The following is a 24,671-nucleotide window of genomic DNA, read 5'->3' as shown; positions in this document are numbered from 1 at the left end:
CTCCTTTCACGCTTTTGTTAGTCGCTTCACAATTTTTGCAATATCATATGCGGCACGTTTCACTTGTTCAATCGTATTGCCATACCCAAAGCTAAAACGAACAGAAGAACGAATACGCTCCGAGTCATTTCCGTACATCGCCACTAACACATGGGACGGATCAATGGAGCCAGCCGTACATGCTGATCCGCTTGATGCAGCAATACCTGCTAAATCTAAATTGACAAGCAATGCTTCTACATTTGTTCCAAAAAACGCCACATTCAATACATGCGGCAAGCGATTTGTTTCATGACCGTTTACCGCGTAATGAATGCCTTCCCGTTCAAATGTCGCAAGCATAGTACGTTGAAATTGCTCATACAATGCTCTTTTTTCAGGCATCATTTGTTGCGCAAGTTCAGCTGCTTTTTGCAATCCGACAATACCGGGTACGTTTTCTGTTCCCGCACGCCGTTTTCGTTCTTGTTCTCCTCCGTATATGTGCGGAGCAAGACGAACGCCTTCGCGTGCATATAAAAAGCCGACTCCCTTTGGTCCGTTAATTTTATGGCTAGATACGGAAAGTAAATCAATACCCAGTTCATGCACATCAATCGAAACGAGGCCATATGCTTGCACCGCATCTGTATGGAAATAAGCATCATGGTCACGAAGCAATTGACCGATGTCATGAATCGGTTGCAACACGCCGGTTTCATTGTTGCCAAACATCACAGATACGATAATCGTATCATCACGCAAAGCGCTTTTTAGCTGTTCAACCGAAATAATCCCATGTTCATCAACAGGTAAATACGTCACATCAAATCCTTGTTTTTGTAAATATTTGCACGTGTTTAATACAGCGTGATGTTCGACGGACGTTGTAATCATATGACGACCTTTTTCGCGATTCGCCATCGCTACGCCCACCAACGCTAAATTATCCGCTTCTGTTCCTCCGCTTGTAAAAATAATTTCGTTTGCTTTTGCCCCAATTGTTTTCGCGATTGTCTCCCTCGCTTCATCAAGCGCGCGTCGACTTTCACGGCCGAACGAATGAATGCTTGATGGATTCCCAAAATATATCGTCATATACGGAATCATTGCCTCTATGACTTGCGGATGAACAGGGGACGTTGCTGCGTGATCGAAATAAATGCGCTCCAAATACATTCTCCTTTCTTAAATGTAAAACATATATGCGTCACCATGGTCGTCCGTATGGCTTGCTAAGTCTTCAAGCGTCGTGCTATCTAACACTTCTTTTACCGCATCGCGAATGCGCATCCATAATTCACGCTTCGCCGGTTCTTCATCTTCTAGTTCTTCAACGACTTGCAACGGCCCTTCTAATACACGAATGACATCACCTGCTGTAATTTTCGACGGTTCATTTGCTAAAATGTAGCCTCCATACGCGCCGCGAATACTTTTTACTAAACCAGCATTTCGCAATGGGGAAATGAGTTGTTCTAAATAATGTTCCGATAAATTGTTCATTTGAGCAATCGACTTTAATGAAATTGGTCCCTCTCCATACCGTTTAGCCAATTCGATCATAATCGTTAAACCGTATCGACCTTTTGTAGATATTTTCAAACGAATCATCCCCTCATCAACTGTCAAAAGAAACACAAGCCATTATAACATAAAAATGCGAAACAAAGGAACGTTACTGTTTTTTTCGCTCGTTTAGTCGCTCATACACATGGGCGAGTTGTTTTTCTTCTCCGTTTTGTTTCGGTTCATAATACTGCACCCTGATTAAATCATCAGGCAAGTATTGTTGTGCCACCCAACTATACGGATAATCGTGTGGATATTTATACCCTATTCCGCGTCCAAGATGTTTCGCTCCCGCATAGTGAGCGTCTTGCAGATGAAGCGGAATCGACTGTCCTTTTCCGTTTCGCACATCCATAAGTGCTTGATCAATTGCCTTATATGCGCTATTTGATTTCGGTGATAAACACATGTCAATCGTCACGACCGAAAGCGGAATGCGCGCTTCTGGCATACCGAGACGTTCAGCTGCTTCGATTGCACTCATCACTTTCACTCCGATCAGTGGATTCGCTAATCCAATATCTTCATAAGCGATGACTGCAAGACGACGACAAACAGCGGTAAGGTCTCCACCTTCAAGCAGTCGTGCCAAATAATGAAGCGCAGCATCAACATCGCTACCACGAATGCTTTTTTGAAAAGCGGAGAGTAAAGAATAGTACGTATCTCCTTGTTTATCATACGTCAATGCCTTTTTTTCTACACAAAACAAAACGGTACGAAGATCCACAACAGCGCGTTGACCATCTTGCTTCGTTGCATATACCGCTTCCTCCAACAAAGTTAACGCCGTGCGCGCATCGCCGTTTGCTCCTTCAGCAATCATCGAAAGCGCCTCATCGCTAATTTCAATATGCCAATGACCAAATCCTCGTTCGCGATCAACTAAAGCGCGTCGTAACAACTCCATCGTCTTCTCTTTTGTCAATGGTTGCAACTGTTTAATTTGTCCTAAACGACTTCGAACAGCTGGATTAATCGAATGAAACGGATTTTCCGTCGTCGCCCCAATAAGCGTAATAAGACCGTTTTCGACATGTGGCAATAAATAATCTTGCTGCGCTTTCGTAAAACGATGAATTTCATCAATAAATAAAATGACGTTGCCTTCCAAGCGAGCATCTGCCACAATTTGTTCGATTTCTTTTTTTCCCGCCGTTGTCGCATTTAGCATATAAAACGGTCGTTGCATCGTTCCAGCAATCGCATAAGCGAGCGATGTTTTGCCGACGCCAGGCGGTCCGTAAAGCAACAGCGATGGCACATAGCCGTTTTTAATCATTCGATATAATGCTGTATGTGAACCAATGACATCGTCTTGTCCGATGACTTCATCGATCGTGCGTGGACGCATACGATAAGCAAGCGGCTCTTGAGTAAACAACATCATTTTCTCACCTCACAATGCTAGCGCTGCACGTAAGGCAGGAACAAACTGGCGCATGTTACTTTGTTGTAAATATAAAAGAAACGCTTCAATAATCGCTTTTCGCGGTTCATCTCGCTCCATTTCCTCTTTCAATTGTTTCAGCAACTCCATCATATGATGATCGTTCGCTTCTTCGATCATCTCCTCAATGAGCACAAGTGCACGTGTTTTTTCCGCTTGGGCATCGTGACTAAGGAGCGGCATGTCGTGCTGTAAACTGTCGACAAGGGCGTCAATCCGCTCCATTAAAAAAGGAGCTAATCTGTGAAAAGGAAGCGATTGTTTTTCAAACAAAGCGAAAAATAAATATTCCTTTAACATGCCATTTAACATAATGGCACAATCAAGCACATACGGACGAATACGTTCCCCGTATACATCTATGAGTGATTGAACGTACCAGTCAAATAAATGGGAACGAATACGTAAAACAAGTGCATGAACATCTTCACTTACTTTTTGTGCATGATCGCCCATATGCATTTGCACAATTTCTTTATGTCGTTCAAACGCTTCAATTTGCAAAGAAAGTTGTTTTAAAAATTTTTCACGCGCCGTCAACGAACGATCTGAAGCGACATGCGCAAATTGTTGAAACAACTGATCGTAATGATATTGAAAAATGGATAAAACAATTTCTTCTTTTGATTTAAAGTAGTTGTATAGCGAGCCTTTTGCTAACTGACTATGTTCGGCGATTTCTTGCATTGATGTTGCATGATACCCTTTTTCCGCAAATAATTTCATCGCCACTTCAATAATTTGCTCTTTTCTGCTCACTCGGCCTCATCCTTATTGTTCATTTCTCGTTTTATTATAACACAACAGGCTGACCAGTTTTCAGTCAGCCTGTCACCAATTATGCTTGTCGTTCTTTTTTCGCTTGACGGAAGAAAAATAGTTCATACACAACAGGAACGAGAATTAACGTCAACAATGTTGACGATGTCAATCCGCCGATGACCGTAATCGCTAATCCTTTAGAAATGAGCGTCCCTGATGATTTCGTAAGCGCAAGCGGAATGAGTGCAGCAACCGTCGCAAAAGCTGTCATTAAAATTGGGCGTAGCCGCGTTTTTCCTGCTTCAATAAGCGCGTGACGAATCGTCATTCCTTTTTGCTCACGATTTTGGCCGATGCGGTCAACGAGAACGATCGCATTCGTTGTGACAATTCCAATGAGCATTAATAAACCGATCATAACGCTGACGGACATCGGTTCATTCGCAATAAATAAACCGAGCAAAGAACCAATTGGGACGAATATGAGCGACGATAAAATGATGAACGGAATACGCGCTTTTCCGAACGTAATAAGCATCGTAATATACACAAGCCCAATGGCTACAACCATCGCTAAACCGAGCTGTTGGAACGTTTCTACCGTTTCATCGCTTCCACCGCCGCCTTCAAGTGAGACGTCTTTTGGTAACTGTACGTCTTGTTTCACGCCATTGATGACGTCTTGTGTGACTTTTTGAATGTTATCGCCTACGATTTGGGCAGAAACGCGAGCAAACACTTTTCCATCTAGTTTTTGAATCGATGTAAATGTATCGACTTCTTTGACATCTGCCAATTGTTTTACTGGCACTGGACCAAACTTTGTGAAAATAAGCGTGTTTTCTAACTCCTCTATCGATGCTATTTGTTTATCATATGACAATTGTACCGTCCGTTCTTCATCGTCTAACGTCAACGTACCGACTTGCACCGGACGAGTTTGATCGGCGATTGTACCGAGAATTTGGAATCCTGATACGCCATATTCCATTGCTTTGTTCGTATCAATGTTAACGACGACTTGCTTTTGTTTATCTGTAAAGTTGTTTGTGACATATTTTAAATCGTAACGCTTTTTCAAATAAAGCTCTACATCTTTCGCTGCTTGTTGTAACGCTGTTAAGTTTGTCGAGTATAAGTCAATGTTCACGTTATTGTTAGACGGCGGTCCGCCTGTTTGCAATTCTTGGACGCCGACTTTTGCACCTTTTACTTCTGTTTGGGCGATCGTTTCCATTTCTTTTTCTAACTTTTTAATAAATGCGCTCACGTTTGTGTCTTCTTTCAACGTAATAAAATAGTTAGCCTGGTTTTTCCGTTTTAATCCGCTTCGGAAGTCGCGCGTACCAATTCCTGCAGTAACTTCTTCAATCTCCTTCATCGAAGCAAACATATTTTCGATTTTCAACGATACATCGTTCGTTTTTTCTAATGGCGTAGACGATGGAAGTTCGACGGCAGCGATTAATGATTTTTGTTCTTCGTTTGGAATAAATGTAAAGCCTAATTTCGGTACAATGGCGAATGAACTTCCGAGCAATAAAACGGACAAAAACAAGACAGTTTTTTTATGATTCAACGCCCATTCGATCGTTTTCCCGTAAACTCGCTGCAATGCCCCTTCTTTTTCTTCTAGCGGCACCTTTTTAAACGAGAATTTTGCTAAAATCGGAACGATCGTAATGGCAACAACGAGCGACATTAAAAGTGAAAATACGATCGTTAACGCAAATGGTAGGAAAAACTCACCTGTTACGCCGCCAACAAGACCGAGCGGTAAAAAGACAACGACTGTTGTAATGGTCGAAGAAGTGATTGCCTTTAAAATTTCTTTTGTTGAATCTTCGACAAGTTCATCTGTCATCCCCGTTTTCGATTTGCGCACGCGTCGGAAAATGTTTTCGATGACAACGATGCTATCGTCAACTACGCGCCCGACCGCAACAGCCATTCCACCTAGCGTCATAATGTTTAAAGAAATATCCATTCGTTGCAGGAAAATCGATGCAACTAATAAAGATAGAGGAATAGAAATAATTGCGATAATTGTTGCACGAACGTTGCGTAAAAAGATAAGCACTGCAATGGATGCAAACAATGCTCCGAGCAATCCTTCACGCACGAGCGTTTCAACTGACTTTTTAATTCCCTCTGCTGAATCAAATCCGATTGCATAATCGATTTTGTCTTTATATTTGTCAAGCACGTTTAGCACTTTTTCTGCCACTTCAACCGTATTGGCATCTTGCTTTTTTGTAATGGCCATCGACAGTGCAGCGTTTAAATTGTAGCGCGTGATTTCTCCTTGTTCTGTGACAGGTTCAATCGTCGCGACATCTTTTAATGTAATCGTTGTCGGTGCTTCTTGCCCGCTTGCCGGCGCACCTGGTGATGCATTCATGATCGGAGAAGATAATGGTAAATTTTCAAGCTGTTTTATCGTTTCAATTTTTTGTTGAACGCGAATCGGAATTTGTACCGTTTCTGTTTGAACGTTTCCAGCTGGGAATGCTAAAAACTTTTCGTTAATTTGTTCTTTAATTTGCGTTAAGCTTAAGCCGTATTGCAACGCTTTTTGTTTGTCTACTGTAATTTGAATTAATTTTTCTTCCATTCCACCGACGGAAATGGAGTTAATTCCGTTAATTTTTTTAAGTTCTGGAATAATTGTCTCATCTAAAAGCTGCTGTGCATTCGTATCTCCTTTAGCAAATACAGAAATGTTATAAATCGGGAACGTACCAAACGAGAAACGATTCACTTTCGTCTGCACATTTTCTGGTAAATTTGCTTCTTTCATTAGCGATTCAACTTGTCGTTCAACTTCTTCCATATCTGTGTTAAATGGAAATTCTAAATTTACGATGGCGATACTTTCAAATGACGAACTTTGAATCTTCTTTACTCCTTCAATTGCTTTAAATTTTTCTTCTAACTTCGCCGTCACTTGCTCGCTCATATCTTCCGGTGAAGCACCCGGATAAATGACTTCCACAGACAATTGTGGAAACTCAATATTTGGAAGCAAATCCACTTTTAAAGAAGAAAATGAATATAGCCCGCCTAATATGAGTAGAAATGAAATAATAAATACGGCGACCGCATTTTTTAAACTAAACCTCGTTAAAAAGTTCATCCCGCTCTTCCTTTCTTTCTCAAAATATGACCGAATGGTCGTTTTGTTACGACCACATAGTCACATCTTCACTATAATTCAAATTCTTTTCCTTTGCAACTAATAATGTGCGATAAAGAAAGCGCAAAGGGGCTCCCTTTGCGCTTATTGTTGATCAACACGTTGAATCGGAATGTCTTTTAATAATTGTTGCACGACATGGGCCGCCATAATGAGACCAGCGACAGATGGAACGAACGCATTCGATGACGGCGGCATTTTCGCCTTGCGAATCGTTGCTTCATCGTTTCCTACTTCTTTGCGAACATCTTCGCGAATAACGATTGGGCTTTCATCTGAGAAAACAACGGTAATACCTTTTCTAATTCCTTCTTTTCGCAATCTTGTGCGAATGACTTTTGCAATCGGATCCGTATGCGTTTTTGAAATATCAGCGATGCGAAAGCGAGTTGGATCCATTTTATTTGCTGCTCCCATGCTTGAAATGATTGGAATATTGCGTTCTAAACATTGTTTCATTAAATGAATTTTATACGAAATTGTATCCGATGCATCAATGACATAGTCAATGTCATACGAAAAAATTTGCTCATACGTTTCTTCCGTGTAAAACATTTTTAACGCAATGACTTCACATGCTGGATTAATATCAGCAATGCGCTCTTTCATCACTTCCACTTTCGGACGTCCAACAGTTGACAATAAGGCATGAATTTGCCGATTGACATTTGTAATGTCAATATCGTCTTTATCGATTAAAATGAGGCGCCCGACGCCTGAACGAGCTAGCGCTTCTACTGCAAACGATCCGACACCGCCAATGCCGAGAATCGCCACCGTACTTTCGCTTAATCGTTTCAACCCTTCTTTCCCGATTGCTAATTCGTTACGAGAAAATTGATGTAACATGTTGTTCCTCCCATATGTAAGTATTTCAATCGGATATACATGCATTATGGCACAAAAAAAGCCTTAACGTAAAGCATGTTCTTTACGTCAAGGCTTTATTCGTTTTTGTTGCTTAGTCCCAATCGTGCCGTCGCTGATGGCCTTTGTTTTGAACCCGCTCTCTCACAGGTGGGTGCCCTGTTTCAAGCTTATGTACGTCCTCGGTATGTAAATGAGGCATGCACGCTACTTGAAAACCCGAGCTCCCGTATCACACATTGTTCGGTCAAAACAATAGGTGATACGACAAACACATCAGGACTTGCTGTTACTTGTATGTTAGCATACTTCGCATACATTTGCAACGTTACAAATTTAGTCTACTTTTTGAACGTCCTTTACTAACAAATGCAATTCGTCTAATTGTGCCTCGCTTACTGCACTCGGCGCTTCCGTTAGCAAGCAGCTTGCGCTCGCTGTTTTCGGGAAGGCAATCGTATCGCGCAAATTCGAACGACCCGCAAGCAACATGACAAGACGGTCTAATCCGAGAGCAATTCCACCGTGCGGAGGTGTACCGTATTCAAACGCTTCAAGTAAGAAACCGAACTGTTCGCGCGCTTGTTCTTCAGTAAAACCGAGCGTTTTAAACATTTTTTCTTGTATATTGCGCTCGAAAATACGGAGCGATCCCCCACCTAACTCATACCCGTTTAACACAAGATCATACGCTTGCGCACGGACGCTTGCTGGATCTGTTTCAAATTTTGGCACATCTTCACGAACAGGCATTGTAAACGGATGATGTGCTGCATAATAGCGACCTTCTTCTTCATCGTACTCAAAAAGTGGCCAGTCTGTAATCCATAAGAAATGGAATACTGATTCGTCAATCAACTTCAAATCTTTTCCTAATTTTAAGCGCAACGCACCGAGCGCATCTGCCACGACTGATTTTTTATCAGCAACAAATAATAGCAAATCGCCTGTTTCTGTCTCAAGCGTTTGCATCATTTGCTTTTGCTCATCTTCATTAAAAAACTTAGCAATTGGACCTTTCAGACCGTCTACTTCAACTTTCAACCAAGCTAATCCTTTTGCTCCGTAACGGGCGACATATTCCGTCAACGCATCAATATCTTTGCGGGAATATTTGTCGGCTGCCCCTTTGACGTTGATCGCCTTCACTTGTCCACCGTTTTGTACTGCGCTGGCGAACACTTTAAAGCCACATTCTCTCACTTGCTCAGATAAATCGACAAGCTCAAGTCCAAAGCGAGTATCTGGCTTGTCCGAGCCGAAGCGAGCGATCGCTTCATCATATGACATGCGCGGGAATGGAATAGGAATGTCAATCCCTTTTGCGACTTTCATGACGCGCGCCATCATGCGCTCGACCATTGCTAAAATATCGTCTTGACTCATAAATGATGTTTCAATATCGACTTGTGTAAATTCGGGCTGACGGTCAGCACGTAAATCTTCATCTCGGAAACAACGAGCAATTTGATAATACCGTTCGAAGCCAGCGACCATTAATAATTGTTTAAAAATTTGTGGCGACTGTGGCAACGCATAAAACTCGCCTGGGTGCACTCGGCTTGGCACTAAGTAATCGCGCGCCCCTTCTGGCGTACTTTTCGTTAAAATTGGCGTTTCTACTTCTAAAAAACCTTCCTCATCTAAAAAGTCGCGAATCGCTTTCGTCACTTGATGGCGCATTTGAAACGTTTGGAACATCACAGGGCGACGTAAATCTAAATAACGATATTTTAAGCGAACATCTTCTGATACGTCCGTTTTATCTGAAATCGGAAACGGCGGTGTTTTCGCTTCACTTAAAATCGTCACATGTATCGCATGTACTTCAACTGTTCCAGTCGGTAAATTTCGGTTCACTTGCCCTTCTTCACGTTGAACGACTGTGCCTTCTACGTCTAACACGTATTCGCTACGAATCGTTTCCGCTACTTGCAACGCCTCTTTCGATACATCTGGACTAAATACAATTTGAACGATGCCTGTGCGGTCGCGCAAATCAATGAAAATAAGCCCTCCTAGATCGCGACGCTTTTGCACCCATCCTTTTAAGCGCACCGTTTGACCAATCGCTGTATCTGTTACTTCTCCACAATAATGCGTCCTTCCGAACATACTTTCCCCTCCTATTGCAATGCGTTTTTCATATGTGAAACAAACATGTCAAGAGGTACTTCTTGCTGTTCCCCTGTTGCCATATGTTTGACGTTAATGACACCTTTTTGCAGTTCATCTTCTCCTAAAATAGCAACGTATGTCGCATGTAAACGGTCAGCTGCTTTAAGTTGAGCCTTCACTTTACGGTCTTGATAGTCTTTTTCTGCCGAAACACCTTCTTGACGAAGGGCAGCGACGAGAGCAACCGCTTCTTCTTTTGCTTGTTCTCCTAATGCCACAACATAACAGTCAATTCCTTCTGAAATCGGTAACGAAATACTCTCAGCCTCTAATGCAGCAAGCAAGCGTTCAATGCTTAGGGCAAATCCGATACCAGGCGTTTCAGGTCCGCCAATTTCTTGAACAAGACCGTTATAACGTCCACCGCCGCATAATGTCGTAATGGCGCCAAATCCTTCTGCCTCGCTCATGATTTCAAACGCCGTATGATTGTAATAATCTAAACCTCGCACAAGCCGCGAATCGACTTCAAATGCGATGCCAAGCTTTTGTAAATACATTTGCACTTTTTCAAAATATGTGCGCGACTGTTCATTTAAGTAATCAAGAATCGATGGAGCCGTGCGCATGAACTCATGATCACGATCTTTTTTACAGTCTAAAATACGCATCGGATTTTTATGTAACCGCGCTTGGCAATCGTCACAAAACTCATGAATGCGAGGTTGAAAATGGTCAATGAGCGCTTGACGGTGCGCTTTTCTACTTTCGCTATCGCCTAAACTATTGATAACAAGCTTCAGTTTTTTTAGTCCGAGCGAGCGATATATATCCATTGCTAAAGCAATGACTTCAGCGTCAATCGCTGGATCGTTACTTCCGAGCGCTTCGACACCAAATTGGACGAATTGACGAAAACGACCTGCTTGCGGACGTTCGTAACGAAACATCGGCCCCATATAATACAGTTTCACCGGTTGATTCGGATATCCGTACATTTTATTTTCAACAAATGAACGGACGACTGCTGCTGTTCCTTCTGGACGAAGCGTTAAACTCCGACCGCCACGATCTTCAAACGTGTACATTTCTTTTTGAACGATATCCGTTGTATCGCCGACACCGCGTAAAAATAGTTCCGTATGTTCAAAAATTGGCGTGCGAATTTCTTGATAATTGTAACGGCGACAAAGTTCGCGCGCAATTTGTTCAATATATTGCCATTTTGCTGCTTGTTCTGGCAAAATGTCTTGCGTCCCGCGCGGAATTTGAAATGACATATGTTTCCCTCCTTTAGTTTTTATGCAAACAAAAATCTCCCACCCCTAATAAATTAGGGACGAGAGACGAATTCCCGTGGTGCCACCCTAGTTGAAGCGCATGCTTCCACTTTCATCCGATAACGCTCGGAAAGCGTTCTCTCCTACTAACGATGACGCGTTCAAAGAGAAACCTACGGAGTGTTCGTTCGTTAAGTCATCATGGAGAAATGCTTCCAGCCTGCGGCATTTCCTCTCTGGCCATGTGTACTCTTAACTACTTTTCTCCATCATCGGCGTGATGTTGAATTTTCTTTTATATTACGTACGAACAAATCATTTGTCAAGATGACCTTTATTTTGCGAAGTAACGAAGCAATCCTTGACAAATTGCTTCTGTCGCCGCTTGTTGATATGCTTGTGATACGACGAACATCTCCTCATTCGGATTGCTTAAATAGCCAAGCTCAAGCAACACAGAAGGACGGCTATTTTCGCGCAACACATGATAGTTTCCTACACGAACTCCACGTTGCTGAATGCCTGTTAAGCGACTGAGGGGATCAAAAAGCGCATCTGCAAGCGGCTGATCAATTCGTTTATAGTAATATACTGTTAAACCGCTCGCTGTGCGATTTAACGCGCTATCGTAATGAATGCTAATGAATGCATCTGCTTTATTGTTCGCAGCTATTTGTACTCGTTCACTTAACGATAAAAATCGATCATCTGACCGCGTTAAAATGACGTTAGCCCCCATTTGCTTCAGTTTTTCGCTTAACAACAGCACGGTTTGTAACGTTAACATTTTTTCAATTGTCCCATTGACACCCGTTGTACCGTAATCTTTTCCGCCGTGTCCTGCATCAATGACAATTGTTTTTCCTACTATTGTTTGATTTTCGGAAGGAGCGAATGGTTGGGCCACTTGAACGACCCATTCGGCTACATATCCAATCGTTTGAGCATCCACTTGAATGACATACCATTGTCCTTCTTTCCGAATGACTCCGAACTGATCACCGCGTTTTGCTTTCGAAATCACAGGCGATTGCGTAGAAGGGGCAGAACGAATATTTGTATTGTCGTATAACATTTGAACATATGTATCGTATGTCATTTGTTCACTATTTTGTTCAGCGTTTGCTACATACGCCCGATTTACCCATCCTTCTTTTCCTTCCCAACGTACGTATATCCAATCATTTTGTGCCATCGTCGCCGTTCCTTTCTCGCTGCGGTTGACATACCCGATGACCGCATATGTCGTTCCTGGTCCTTTACGAATACGTAAACCATCTACTTGACATACGACCGACTGTTGTATTTGTTTTTTTATTTCAATCGCTTCATTTTGTATTTGAACGTATTTGCCATGCACCCAACCTGTTCGATTTGAGGCGAGTCGGATTTGTAGCCATTCTCCTCGCTTTTGAACGACCGTATATTGCTTTCCTTTTGCTACTTTTTCTTGTACCGCAAACGTAAATCCTGGACCGGTACGGACATTGAGTTGATTAACAGCTATGCGCACATTTATCGTTGCTTCCGCCGTTTGTACGATCAGCAGCAAGCAACAAAAAACGAACAGTGACGTCATGAACGATTTTTTCATGTTGCCCCCCCCTACGTTGTCAATAATCGCTACTTTATTTCTTCACAACCAAAAAAAATCCTTCTTTGAATGAAAAGGTAGAAAAATTGGGAATAATACGAATGATATTTGACGCGAAAGGAGCTTAATGATGCGCCATAGTGAAAAAGGAGAATTTATTCATTCACAATCCCCGCTTATGCACGTTGATTTTCACTCATTTATTCAAAAAGAAAACGAGCTCACATCGTTTGAACTCGCTTCTGAATTTGGGCTTACTCTTCGTGATGTACAAAAACTAAAAAAACATTTAGCGCGAGGATAAGAAAAACCGAGCTCGTCCATATGCGAGCGCGGTTTTTATTTGCTTTCGACGATTAATGTCACCGGTCCGGCGTTTGTCAATTCTACATCCATCATCGCTCCAAATACACCTGTTTCTACGCGAATTCCTTTTTGGCGCAATTGCTCATTAAACAGCTCATAAATATGTTTTGCTTGTTCCGGTTTTGCGGCATCCATAAAATTTGGTCTTCGTCCTTTGCGGCAGTCTCCATACAACGTAAATTGTGAAATCGATAAAATCGATCCCCCTACATCTAAAAGGGAAAGGTTCATTTTTCCATGCTCATCTTCAAATATGCGCAAATGAGCAATTTTGTCTGCAACAAACGCCGCATCTTCCTTTGTATCATCATGAGTAATACCAACTAGCAGCACAAGCCCAAAATCAATTTCTCCGACCACTTCGCCAGCTACTGTGACTTTTGCATCTTTTGCGCGCTGAACGACAACTCTCATTCCGACAACCCTTTCTAGTTCATTATCCGTCTCACTGAATAAATATCTGGAATTTGTTTAATGCGTTCTACCACTTTTTGAAGATGGCTCACATTATGAATAAAAATGGTCATGTGAATCGTCGCCATTTTGTTGCGATGATCTGTTCTTCCAGATACAGCGGAAATATTCGTTTTCGTTTCATTTACGGCTTGCAGTACTTCATTAAGCAAGCCACGTCGATCATAGCCAGTAATTTCAATATCAACTGTATATTCTCGTTGACAATTTGCACTACTCTCCCATTGAACAGGAATGAGCCGCTCTTTTGCTTCTTCTGCGAGTACATTCGGGCAATCGGCACGATGAACCGAAACGCCACGTCCTTTTGTAATAAAACCGATAATTTCATCGCCTGGAACTGGATTACAGCAACGCGACAAACGTATAAGTAAATTATCCACACCTTCGACGCATACCCCAAAATCGCGCTTTTTCATCGGTGTGATCGTTTTTGCTTCTTGCAACATGTCAGACAAACGTTTCGCCTGTTCTTCTAAGTCGCGTTGTTTCCGCCACTTTTCTGTTAAACGATGCGCGACTTGGGCAGCTGTAATGCCGTTATAGCCAACAGCAGCATACATATCTTCTTCATTCGCAAAGTTAAATTTTTCTGCCACCCGCTTCATATTTTCAGCGGTGAGCACTTCTTTTACATCAAAGCCCATATTGCGAATTTCTTTTTCAACAAGTTCTTTCCCTTTTTCTACATTTTCTTCACGGCGTTGCTTTTTGAAAAATTGGCGAATTTTATTTTTCGCATGCGATGTTTGTGCAATTTTTAACCAATCTTGACTCGGACCGTATGAATGATTGGACGTTAAAATTTCAACAATATCTCCGGTTTGTAGCGGGTGATCGAGCGGAACCATTTTTCCATTTACTTTTGCCCCAATCGTTTTATTTCCGATTTCTGAGTGAATGCGATACGCAAAATCAATCGGCACCGAACCGGCTGGAAGCTCGATGACATCACCTTTTGGTGTAAAAACAAACACCATATCGGAAAATAAATCCATTTTTAATGTTTCGACAAACTCTTCCGCGTTGTTCGTTTCGTTTTGCCATTCTACAATTTCACGAAACCATGATAGTTTTTCTTCAAACGTATTCGGACGAATCGTTTTTCCTTCTTTATATGCCCAGTGGGCAGCAATTCCAAATTCTGCGATATGATGCATTTCGAACGTCCGAATTTGCACTTCAAGCGGCTCGCCTTTTGGACCGACAACAGTCGTATGAAGCGATTGATACATATTCGGCTTCGGCATGGCAATATAATCTTTAAAACGCCCAGGCATCGGCTTCCAACATGTATGGATAATGCCAAGTACCGCATAACAGTCTTTAATGCTTTCAACGATAATGCGTACAGCAAGCAAATCATAAATTTCGTTAAATTGTTTATTTTGCAAAACCATTTTGCGATAAATGCTATAAATATGCTTCGGACGTCCAGAAATTTCAGCTTGAATACCAACTTCATGTAACCGTGCACGCATTTCTTGAATGACTTCCTCTAAATATTGCTCACGTTCCGCCCGCTTTTTTTTCATTAAATTGACGATTCGATAATATTGTTGCGGGTTTAAATAACGAAGGGCTGTATCTTCAAGCTCCCATTTAATTTTTGAAATTCCAAGTCGATGCGCGAGTGGAGCGAAAATTTCAAGCGTTTCATTCGCAATGCGACGTTGCTTTTCAATCGGCAAATGTTTTAACGTGCGCATATTGTGCAAACGATCCGCCAACTTAATTAAAATCACCCGTATATCTTGCGCCATCGCTAAAAACATTTTGCGATGATTTTCTGCTTGTTGTTCTTCATGTGATTTATATTTAATTTTTCCTAGCTTCGTTACACCATCAACGAGCATCGCCACTTCTTTTCCAAATTCTCTTTCTAAATCGTCTTTCGTCACATGTGTATCTTCAACGACATCATGCAAAAATCCAGCTGCAATTGTCGCAGGATCCATTTCTAAGTCGACTAAAATACCTGCTACTTGAATCGGATGAATAATATACGGTTCCCCTGACTTCCGATATTGTTCACGATGTGCTTCTTTCGCAAACTTATATGCCCGCTCGATAAACTGTACGTCGTCTTCCGACAAATAACGGCTCGCCTTTTCAATGACTTGTTCTGCCGTTAATACTTGTTCATTTGCCATGCAATCACCTTTTTTATTTTAAACGTATTGACAATATTATCATGAAAATTTTTTCAAATGTAAAGAGCAACATGCGAAAAAGAGGAGCGTTGTGCCCCTCCTTCACTAAAATTGCATTAACGTTAAAATATCGTATCCTTTTAATTTTTCGCGACCTTCTAAATACGTTAATTCAATTAAAAATGCAATGCCTGCAACAACGCCACCGAGCTGTTCAACAAGCTTAATCGTTGCCTCGATCGTGCCACCGGTTGCTAATAAATCGTCAGTAATGAGAACACGTTGCCCTGGCTTAATCGCGTCTTTATGCATCGTTAATACGTCCTTGCCGTACTCTAACCCATATTCCACGCGAATGACTTCGCGAGGTAGTTTTCCTTCTTTCCGAACAGGAACAAACCCAACACCGAGCGCGTAAGCAACTGGACAACCGATAATAAAACCACGAGCTTCTGGTCCAACAACAACATCAATTTTCTTTTCACGCGCATAATTGACGATTTGATCTGTTGCGTATTTGTACACTTCCCCTTTATCCATAATCGTTGTAATATCTTTAAATTGAATACCTGGTTTTGGGAAATCAGGAACAATCGTGACGTATTGTTTTAAATCCATTGACTTTTTCCTCCTCATACAATGAATCAAACCAACGTTTTAGTTGGGCATAAGATGAATATAAAAACATATGTTCAAGCTCTGCTTGCGCTTGTTTCAGCCGGTAAGACGGTGATTCCATTAAATCCCGCTTTTGTACATCACGTGCTAAAGAAACGATCCCGTTTTCTACTGTAATGAAACCAAGCTCTCTAAACACTTGAATCATAAATAAAATCGTTTCTTTCGTCCATCCGCGCGAGCGAGCTAAATCGTCTGCGTAACGCCGCACATCAAACGGGCTACGCTTATGCAAAAAAGAATACAGCCACTTAAAATGTTCACGCGTTGGCAACACGCTGAAGAAGTGACTATCCCTTTGATAGAATAACGCATAAATGCGTTCAGGTAAACTACAACTTAATAAAACTTTGACGATTTGCTGTGACGGAGGTAAATCAAGGAAAACGACATATTTTCCACTCACATCGATCGTCGCTTCTTGTTCGCTTAGTACATATACAATTTCGTCGGCATATGCCGCCAATTGTAGCACATCTGCTGTATCGCGATGGAAAGCGATAAATAACCGTTTTTCTTTTGGAAGCGATGCCATGAACTTACTTGGATGGCGAATGTGGCGCATATCAAACAATTGCCACTCGTCCACAGCTACATCCTGAATCATTAACTGTGGCTTTCGAAAGTTATTCCATTCGTTAATGGCCAGCTCTCCTACGATCGAGAGACGAGCGTTCGGCGCAATTTCATCCCCAATATGTCCGAAGCCAAATCCGATCGCTTCTAACGTTTTTCCATCTTCCGTCAACAACAATTTTAAGTGGTTTTGATCCGTTCCGATTTTTCGTAACGTATCTAGTTGCACATGTTGGAAAAGGACACGCGGTTTCGGATTTCCCATTCCAAACGGTGCAAGCCGATTCATTTGTTCAATTAATTCCAATGACACATCACCAATCGAACAACGCAAATCGACATGCGTAACAGGAATAAAATGTTCTGCTGTCAGTTGTTGCTTCGCTGCTTCATTTAGGCGACGACGTAATTCATCTACATCATGAAAAGAGAGTGTCATACCCGCAGCCATCGGATGTCCACCGAAATGAGGTAAAATCTCGCGACAGTTTGATAAATTCGCAAATAAGTCAAATCCTTCAATACTTCGCGCTGATCCTTTTGCTATTCCTTTTTCTTGATCAATGCTTAACACAATCGTTGGACGATAAAACCTTTCGACTAAACGAGACGCCACAATGCCAATGACACCGACATTCCAGCCTTCTTTCGCTACAACTAACACGCGATCATCTCTATAATGCTGCTCGACAAGTTGAATCGCTTCTTCCGTTATCTCGTTGACGAGTTGCTGACGTTCGCGATTCATCGCATCAATTTGTTCAGCGAGCATGTCTGCTTCATTTCCATCTGTCGTCAACAACAGCTGCACAGCAGGATCAGCACAATCGAGACGACCAGCGGCATTAATGCGCGGACCAATCATAAACGCAATCGTATCTTCCGTCACAGCTGTATAGGATACGCCACATTGTTTACAAAGCGCTTGTAAACCGAGGCGTTTCGTTTGGCGAAATTGTTCAATCCCTAACCGAGCAAGTAAATGATTTTCGTCTTGAAGCGGAACGAGATCGGCAATCGTTCCAATCGCGACAACGTCCAGCCATTCATATGGCACGCGCCCGGTGAGCGCATGAGCAAGCTTAAATGCTACCCCGACACCTGCTAAATGTTTGAACGGATAGTTTGGACTTATTTTCGGATGAATCGTTGCGTATGCTTCCGGTAACACCGGACCAGGCTCGTGATGGTCTGTAATAATTAAATCGATACCGAGCTGTTTGGCTACGTCGGCTTCATGTAAAGCAGAAATACCTGTATCAACTGTAATAATTAACGATACCCCTTGTTCCTTCGCAAATTTGAATGCTTGTTCATTTGGCCCGTACCCCTCGGAAAAGCGATTCGGAATGTAAAAGGACACATTCGCTCCTTTTTCTCGTAATGCGCTGACCATCACAACAGTACTGCTTACGCCATCAGCGTCATAATCACCGAAAACAAGAATACGTTCGCCGTTTGTAATCGCTTTCTCTATTCGCTCGACCGCTTTTTCCATGTCGTTTAACAAAAATGGCGAGTGAAACGATTGCTTTCGCTCAAAAAAAGAACGAGCGGCTTCAACGGTATGATAGCCGCGGCTGACGAGCAATGAAGCAACGAGCGGAGCTATATGTAACGCTTGCGCAATCATTTGTACTTGTTGTTCGTTTACTTGTTTGATGTTCCAGCGGGTTTTCGATGCTAACATGTCATTCACCCCTCAACCTTTTTATTATACAAAACAATACGCTAAGGGGCAATTTATTCATCGTATGGATTCATATGCACCATCACATTATGCACTTGTGGAAGCGATAAAAGCTTTTCTTTTACCCTCTTCCCAATTTCATGTGCCTGTGAAACGGTTAAATGTGGTGCAACAGCAATTTTCAAATCAACGATGACGTAATGACCATGTTGGCGTGCAAAAAGGGAATCGATACGCTTGACTTCTGGAAACGAAAGAACGGCTTCGCGCAAATGTACCGTTTCTTCTTCGTGCCACACATGATCAAGTGCATGATGAATCGACTCTGCTCCTAGTTTCCACGCCATTTTTAAAACGAGCAGGGAAACGAATAGCCCTGCAACGGGATCGGCATAAACGAGCCATGGTGTTTGTAAGGTTTCGCCTAACATCGCAGCAATAATGCCAATGCATGCCGCAATTGAAGAAAAAACATCCGAACGATGCTCATACGCATTCACAATAATGGCGTCGCTTTTAATTTTCTTTCCTAAAGCATATTTGTAGCGAAACATAGCCTCTTTCACAACAATTGACAAAACGACAGCATAGACAGCAAGCATTTTCGGTGGTTCAATGGGTTGAAAAAAAGAAGAAAAAGAAGAAGTACCAATTTCTACTCCGACAAGAAAAAGTAAAACTGCCACAATAATCGCAGCGATCGATTCCGCCTTCCCATGTCCATAAGGGTGGTCATCATCGGGTGGTTGTTTTGCGACACGCAACCCGATCCATACAGCAAGCGATCCTGCTACGTCAGAAGCAGAATGTACCGCATCAGCAAGCAACGCCTTACTGTTTGCAATCATCCCAATCCATCCTTTGATTACTGCTAAAACAACGTTGCCGACAACGCCAACCATTGCGGCAAATTGAGCTTGTCGAAAACGCGCTTGTTCATTCACCCCATTCGCTTCCTTTCTCTTTTGTTTTTCTTAGTGTATCCTATTCACGCTATGAAAAAACGTCGCGGCATGCGCCACGACGTTTATACTTCCGGTTCTGCTTCCCATTGGTCTCGTTTTTGTTTTCCTTTTTTCAATTGCTTTGCTTTCCAAATGAGCCATAATTGCGCGGCAATAAATAGCGAAGAATATGTGCCGGAAATTAAACCAGCAAGCAACGCAAATGAGAAATTGCGAATGGCTTCACTACCGAATAATAAAAGCACGATGACTGTAAAGACGACTGTTAATACCGTATTGATCGAGCGACCGAACGTTTGTTGTAATGCTTTGTTGACAACATCTTTTAAATCGTCGACCGTTTTTACTTTCCGCTTTTTCATTAAATAACGAATGCGGTCAAACGTGACGATCGTATCGTTAATTGAATAACCAACGATCGTTAACACAGCCGCAATAAACGTCAAATCAACTTCTAAACGAGTTAAACTAAAGAAAGCGATGATGAAAAATGCATCATGCAATAGTGCAACAATAGCAGCAAGCGCCATATATATTTCAAAGCGAATCGTTACATAAATGATGATGCCGATAGAAGCAATCAGTACAGAAATAAACGCATTGCGCGCCAATTCTTTTCCGACTGTCGGCGATACGGTGCTTACGTTCGGCTCTATTCCATATTTTTCTTTAAAATGTGATTTTAGTTGTGAAATTTCTTTTTGGTCAAGTACCCCGAGAAAACGTACGATCGCCATTTCGTTGTTATTGCCTGACAGTACGACGTCTTTCGGTTCGAGCTGTAATTGTTTTAACTCTTGCTTCACTTCTTCAGTTGTCAGTGGTTTTTCGCTCATCAAATCAACGCGCGTACCGCTAGAGAAATCAATACCTAAATTTAATTTCGCAGTTAGCAATAATACAAGTCCGATGGCGAACATTGCCCCTGAAACGATAAAAAATAGCTTACTTCGTTTCACAAAATCGAGACGTGCAAACTTCGTCGGCACATCCGTATCATCTGTCACTTTCGCAATGTCTAACACGTCTTTTGGATTAACGCCAAAATAATGTAGTTTTTTATCAAATAAGCGACTTTTCACAAGCAAACCGAGCAATACACGCGTCCCATATACCGCTGTAATAAAGCTCACTAAAATACTGATAATGAGCATTGTCGCAAACCCTTTAACAGAGCTCGTCCCGTATACAAATAAAACAACACCAGCAATCATCGTTGTAATGTTTGCATCTAAAATGGTGCCGAAAGAACCGCGATTTCCGATGCGATATGCTGACATGAGCGATTTGCCAAGCTTTAACTCATCTTTAATGCGCTCGTACGTAATAATGTTGGCATCGACTGCCATACCGACCCCGAGAATGAGTGCTGCAATTCCCGGCAACGTCAATACACCGTTCATCCAATCAAAGACAAGCAAGATGAGATAAATATATACACTTAATGTAACAACAGCGACAATTCCCGGCAAACGATAAAAAATAAGCATAAACAAAAAGACAAGCGCAATGCCGATGACGCCAGCAAAAATCGTTTTTTGTAACGCTTGTTCACCAAACTGCGCACCGACCGATGTGGAATAAATTTCTTTTAACTCAACAGGGAGCGCGCCTGCGTTTAATAAATCAGCTAATTGTTTTGCTTCTTCAACAGTGAAATTTCCAACGATCGAAACATCTGTCTGGTTGAACACTTCGTTAACTTGTGCTGCCGAAATAAACTTCGGATGCCCTTTTCCTACTTCTTTCGCGTACGAGTCAACACCTTCGTCGAAATCAAGCCAAATGACGAGCACGTTGTTTGGTGCCATACTTAATACTTTTTGTGTGACTTCTTTAAACTTATTGGCATCTTTTAATTTAATTGCAACACTTGGTTTTCCTTTATCATCAAACGTTTGTTTCGCGCCTCCCTCAACAAGGTCGCTCCCATCCATCAATACGTTGTCATGTACGTCGCGAAACGTTAACTTCGCTTCTGTAGATAAAATTTCACGCGCTTTATTTTGATCCTTCACTCCTGCTAATTGAACGCGAATACGATCGTTCCCCTCTACATCAATGCGCGGTTCGCTCACACCGAGCACGTTAATGCGTTTATTTAATGCGCTTACCGTGCTAAGCAACACATCTTTCGTAATTTTTTCTCCTTCTTTTGTCGGCTTCACTTCGTATAAAATTTCAAAGCCACCTTGCAAGTCTAAACCGAGTTTAATATTTTTTACGATTTTCTCTGCTGTTGTTCCCATCATGCCGCCTAGTAAAACGACAAGAAGGAAAAAAGCAATGATGCGACTACGTTTTACCATAAAAATCCTCCTCTATTCTGGCGTCTGCCAGAATTTTTACCAACAAAACAAATTATGAATGACAGTACACTTTCTGTCAATTTCCAAATGAACAATTAAAACAATTGTTCTAATTCCGAAAGACCTTCTTCCGTAAACCAACGGTCGTGCTTTTGCTCCTTTTGGACAACATACGCCATATAATCGCTTGCACGCAACGATAAAACGTCATTTACAAGCTCAAACAACCGTTTTTCTTCTTTGTTTTTTTTCCATTTTTTAACCATTAAACAATTCCATACATCTTCAATCGTCGCCTGCTCATAGCCGAGCAATTTCAACTCATCCACTTTACTTTGTAGCGCTGGCATTAATTGTTTACGGTTCATATTCATCTCTCCCATTTTGTCATGCTTGGACAACATGTGCATATATTTCATTGTATAAAAGATGACCTCATTTGAGAAGGTAGGGAGGAACATGTCCAAATTTTTGAAAGGAACGATCATTTTAATTGTTGCAGGATTGTTGACACGCATACTTGGCTTTATTAATCGCATTGTCGTTGCTCGTCTCATTGGCGAAGAAGGTGTAGGTTTATATATGATGGCGGTGCCGACACTTGTATTAGCCATTACGATTACACAGTTCGGCCTCCCTGTCGCTATTTCAAAGCTTGTCGCTGAAGCGGAAGCAGTGGGCGACAGACGAAAAATAAAAAAAATATTAGTTGTATCCTTATCCATTACGATCGTTTTAAGTATGATCTTTTTCCCAGCCTTACTCGCCACAGCTCCAATGATTTCTAAATCGTTATTTACAGATGCGCGCGTTTATTATCCGCTTGTCGCCATTGCACCAGTCGTCCCCATTGTCGCTGTGTCTTCCGTTTTGCGTGGATACTTTCAAGGAAGACAGCAAATGAAACCATATGCGTATTCTCAATTGCTTGAACAGGCGGTACGCATCACACTTATCGCTACTTTTACAACCGCTTTTTTGCCGTACGGGATCGAATATGCCGCAGCGGGCGCGATGATTTCTGCCGTCGTTGGCGAGCTTGTCTCCCTTATTTATTTGTTTATTACATTTAAACGAAAAAAGCCGATTCGCATTCGTTATCGCTTTTTCGCTTACGTAAAAGAAGGAAAGGATACGTTCGTTTCACTCATGCGCATTGCTGTGCCCACGCTCGGAAGCCGAATGATTGGGTCAATTGCATGGTTTTTTGAACCGATTGTCGTTGCACAAAGTTTGGCGCTTGCCGGTATTACTGCCATCCATGCGACAAAACAATACGGGGAGCTTACCGGATATGCGCTTCCCCTTTTAATGCTGCCGTCATTTATTACATACGCGCTCGCCACTTCACTCGTTCCAGCCATTAGTGAAGCGGCTGCCCAAAAACAATATCGCTTAATCGAATATCGCTTACATCAAGCTGTACGATTATCACTTCTGGCGGGAGGACTATCTATTGTTGTGCTGTACGTGTTGGCGGAGGAGCTGATGTATCTTATGTATGGCGCCAATCAAGCAGCAATCTTTGTCAAAGTGATGGCGCCGTTTTTCATCTTTTATTACTTGCAAGGTCCACTACAAGCTGTTTTACAGGCACTTGATTTAGCAAAAGAAGCAATGACAAATAGTCTCATCGGTGCTATTGTTAAAACAGCGCTTATTTTTTGGCTCGCTTCACAACCGTCGCTCGGCATTATGGGGGCTGCGCTAGCCATCACAGCTGGCATAATGATTGTTACATTGTTACATGCAGCGACGATTATGAAAGCCATTTCGCTTTCTTTGCACGTAAGATCATACATTGCCCATCTCATCGTCATAGTTTCTGTCGCGACAATTGGACATTGGATCGTTCCGCTTTTGCCATTTTCATTGCTTATCAAAACAATTGTCGTCATCGCAACTATGACGTTCATATACCTCGCTCTCGCTCAAGCGTTTCGTCTAATTGAAAAAGATGAGTTTCGCCAATTGTTTCGATAGTCACTCATCTTTTTCGTCAATATAGAACGTCCCATTTTCATATGTACAATACGAAATGTCGTCCATTCGTTCATATCCGCGCTTTTTTAGTTGCTTGATTAACCAAGCGCTCGTTCGGTTGATGAGCGCTAAATGTTCTTCTTGAATGACACCGTCTTTAATAAGCGGTAACGCTAAAGACGGTGTTTTCTTTTTTCCTTTTTCTTTTTCAAATACAGACAGTTTTCCAGATGGCTCTAAAATGGCAAACTCGACATCCGCAATGTTTTTAATATTTTTTTCACGCAATTGAATAAGTAAATCGTCAAAGTTGTATCGTTGTTTTCGCATCGCTTTTTCATCAATTTTTCCGTTGTTAATGATGATCGTCGGTGACCCATCAATGAGACGCCGAAACATTTCGCTTTTTAAAGAAAAATATGCAAAAGCAATTTGGGCGATCGTTAATACAATCATCGGCACGATCGTGTGAAAAATCGAGTCTTTCGGCTGTTCAATCGCAATGACTGCCATTTCACCAATCATGATAAAAACAACTAAATCTAAAATGCTTAACTCGCCAATTTCTCTTTTCCCCATAATGCGAAAAATAAATAAAATAACCCCATACAACAATAACGTTCGTAAAATAATCGTTACGTACTCCACATTAATCCCCC

19 protein-coding genes, 1 other RNA gene and 1 other annotated feature are annotated in these 24,671 nt (G+C 41.9%); of the genes, 2 read left to right on the top strand and 18 right to left on the bottom strand.

The genetic code is table 11. The annotated features are described in order from the left end of the window. Positions 1-6 precede the first annotated feature (6 nt). The 10 genes from ACYQY7_RS00770 to ACYQY7_RS00725 form a co-directional block, all read right to left on the bottom strand. The gene (locus tag ACYQY7_RS00770; RefSeq protein WP_461200258.1) at positions 7-1,152 is read right to left on the bottom strand and encodes a cysteine desulfurase family protein; all 1,146 of its coding nucleotides are present in this window, start codon (positions 1,150-1,152) and stop codon (positions 7-9) included. Between the two features lie 15 nt (positions 1,153-1,167). Beyond that, positions 1,168-1,584, bottom strand: coding sequence for a cysteine metabolism transcriptional regulator CymR (cymR, locus tag ACYQY7_RS00765; RefSeq protein WP_009361688.1), 417 nt, complete (start codon positions 1,582-1,584; stop codon positions 1,168-1,170). Between the two features lie 73 nt (positions 1,585-1,657). Continuing rightward, a complete protein-coding gene (locus ACYQY7_RS00760) occupies positions 1,658-2,938 on the bottom strand; it encodes a replication-associated recombination protein A (RefSeq protein WP_461200257.1) in 1,281 nt (426 codons plus the stop codon). A gap of 12 nt (positions 2,939-2,950) precedes the next feature. Then, positions 2,951-3,760, bottom strand: a complete 810-nt coding sequence (locus ACYQY7_RS00755) for a TetR/AcrR family transcriptional regulator (protein ID WP_461200256.1) — start codon at positions 3,758-3,760, stop codon at positions 2,951-2,953. A 79-nt stretch (positions 3,761-3,839) separates the two neighbouring features. Then, positions 3,840-6,899 carry an efflux RND transporter permease subunit gene (locus tag ACYQY7_RS00750; protein ID WP_461200255.1) on the bottom strand — a complete coding sequence of 1,020 codons (3,060 nt, stop codon included), beginning with the start codon at positions 6,897-6,899 and terminating at the stop codon, positions 3,840-3,842. Between the two features lie 144 nt (positions 6,900-7,043). Continuing rightward, on the bottom strand, positions 7,044-7,808 hold the full coding sequence (locus ACYQY7_RS00745; RefSeq protein WP_461200254.1) for a tRNA threonylcarbamoyladenosine dehydratase: 765 nt from the start codon (positions 7,806-7,808) through the stop codon (positions 7,044-7,046). A 111-nt stretch (positions 7,809-7,919) separates the two neighbouring features. Beyond that, a non-coding RNA gene (ssrS, locus tag ACYQY7_RS00740) (6S RNA) lies at positions 7,920-8,112 on the bottom strand. A 50-nt stretch (positions 8,113-8,162) separates the two neighbouring features. Next, a complete protein-coding gene (gene aspS / locus ACYQY7_RS00735) occupies positions 8,163-9,941 on the bottom strand; it encodes an aspartate--tRNA ligase (RefSeq protein WP_461200253.1) in 1,779 nt (592 codons plus the stop codon). A gap of 11 nt (positions 9,942-9,952) precedes the next feature. Next, a complete protein-coding gene (gene hisS, locus ACYQY7_RS00730; RefSeq protein ID WP_461200252.1) occupies positions 9,953-11,224 on the bottom strand; it encodes a histidine--tRNA ligase in 1,272 nt (423 codons plus the stop codon). Positions 11,225-11,276: 52 nt separating this feature from the next. Then, positions 11,277-11,506: a binding site (T-box leader), on the bottom strand. Positions 11,507-11,558: 52 nt separating this feature from the next. Further along, the gene (locus ACYQY7_RS00725) at positions 11,559-12,818 is read right to left on the bottom strand and encodes an N-acetylmuramoyl-L-alanine amidase (RefSeq protein ID WP_461200251.1); all 1,260 of its coding nucleotides are present in this window, start codon (positions 12,816-12,818) and stop codon (positions 11,559-11,561) included. 130 nt (positions 12,819-12,948) lie between these two features. On the opposite strand from ACYQY7_RS00725, the gene ACYQY7_RS00720 reads away from it, so the two are divergent. Next, positions 12,949-13,122 carry a hypothetical protein gene (locus ACYQY7_RS00720; protein ID WP_009361696.1) on the top strand — a complete coding sequence of 58 codons (174 nt, stop codon included), beginning with the start codon at positions 12,949-12,951 and terminating at the stop codon, positions 13,120-13,122. A gap of 35 nt (positions 13,123-13,157) precedes the next feature. Here the strand turns inward: ACYQY7_RS00720 and dtd are convergent, their stop codons facing one another. The 7 genes from dtd to ACYQY7_RS00685 all read right to left on the bottom strand — a co-directional run bounded on the left by dtd (position 13,158) and on the right by ACYQY7_RS00685 (position 22,397). Continuing rightward, the gene (gene dtd / locus ACYQY7_RS00715) at positions 13,158-13,598 is read right to left on the bottom strand and encodes a D-aminoacyl-tRNA deacylase (protein WP_461200250.1); all 441 of its coding nucleotides are present in this window, start codon (positions 13,596-13,598) and stop codon (positions 13,158-13,160) included. Positions 13,599-13,612: 14 nt separating this feature from the next. Next, complete coding sequence (locus tag ACYQY7_RS00710) at positions 13,613-15,811, bottom strand: RelA/SpoT family protein (protein WP_461200249.1); 2,199 nt, start codon at positions 15,809-15,811, stop codon at positions 13,613-13,615. A gap of 105 nt (positions 15,812-15,916) precedes the next feature. Beyond that, positions 15,917-16,429, bottom strand: coding sequence for an adenine phosphoribosyltransferase (locus ACYQY7_RS00705; protein WP_003396235.1), 513 nt, complete (start codon positions 16,427-16,429; stop codon positions 15,917-15,919). Next, positions 16,395-18,755, bottom strand: coding sequence for a single-stranded-DNA-specific exonuclease RecJ (gene recJ, locus ACYQY7_RS00700; RefSeq protein ID WP_461200248.1), 2,361 nt, complete (start codon positions 18,753-18,755; stop codon positions 16,395-16,397). The genes ACYQY7_RS00705 and recJ overlap by 35 nt, the downstream gene beginning before the upstream one ends. A 53-nt stretch (positions 18,756-18,808) precedes the next feature. Beyond that, positions 18,809-19,699, bottom strand: a complete 891-nt coding sequence (locus ACYQY7_RS00695) for a cation diffusion facilitator family transporter (protein WP_461200247.1) — start codon at positions 19,697-19,699, stop codon at positions 18,809-18,811. An 83-nt stretch (positions 19,700-19,782) separates the two neighbouring features. After that, a complete protein-coding gene (secDF, locus tag ACYQY7_RS00690) occupies positions 19,783-22,029 on the bottom strand; it encodes a protein translocase subunit SecDF (protein WP_461200246.1) in 2,247 nt (748 codons plus the stop codon). Between the two features lie 95 nt (positions 22,030-22,124). Further along, complete coding sequence (locus ACYQY7_RS00685) at positions 22,125-22,397, bottom strand: post-transcriptional regulator (RefSeq protein WP_461200245.1); 273 nt, start codon at positions 22,395-22,397, stop codon at positions 22,125-22,127. A 91-nt stretch (positions 22,398-22,488) separates the two neighbouring features. Here ACYQY7_RS00685 and spoVB point away from each other — a divergent pair, with 91 nt between their 5' ends. Beyond that, positions 22,489-24,012 carry a stage V sporulation protein B gene (gene spoVB, locus ACYQY7_RS00680; RefSeq protein WP_461200244.1) on the top strand — a complete coding sequence of 508 codons (1,524 nt, stop codon included), beginning with the start codon at positions 22,489-22,491 and terminating at the stop codon, positions 24,010-24,012. On the opposite strand, the gene ACYQY7_RS00675 is transcribed toward spoVB, so the two are convergent. Continuing rightward, positions 24,013-24,660, bottom strand: coding sequence for a DUF421 domain-containing protein (locus ACYQY7_RS00675; protein ID WP_461200243.1), 648 nt, complete (start codon positions 24,658-24,660; stop codon positions 24,013-24,015). It abuts the gene before it with no gap. Between the last annotated feature and the right edge of the window lie 11 nt (positions 24,661-24,671).

This window comes from Anoxybacillus sp. TBDG-1 (genome assembly GCF_054815885.1).
This window is presented reverse-complemented; position numbering and strand designations above follow the sequence as displayed.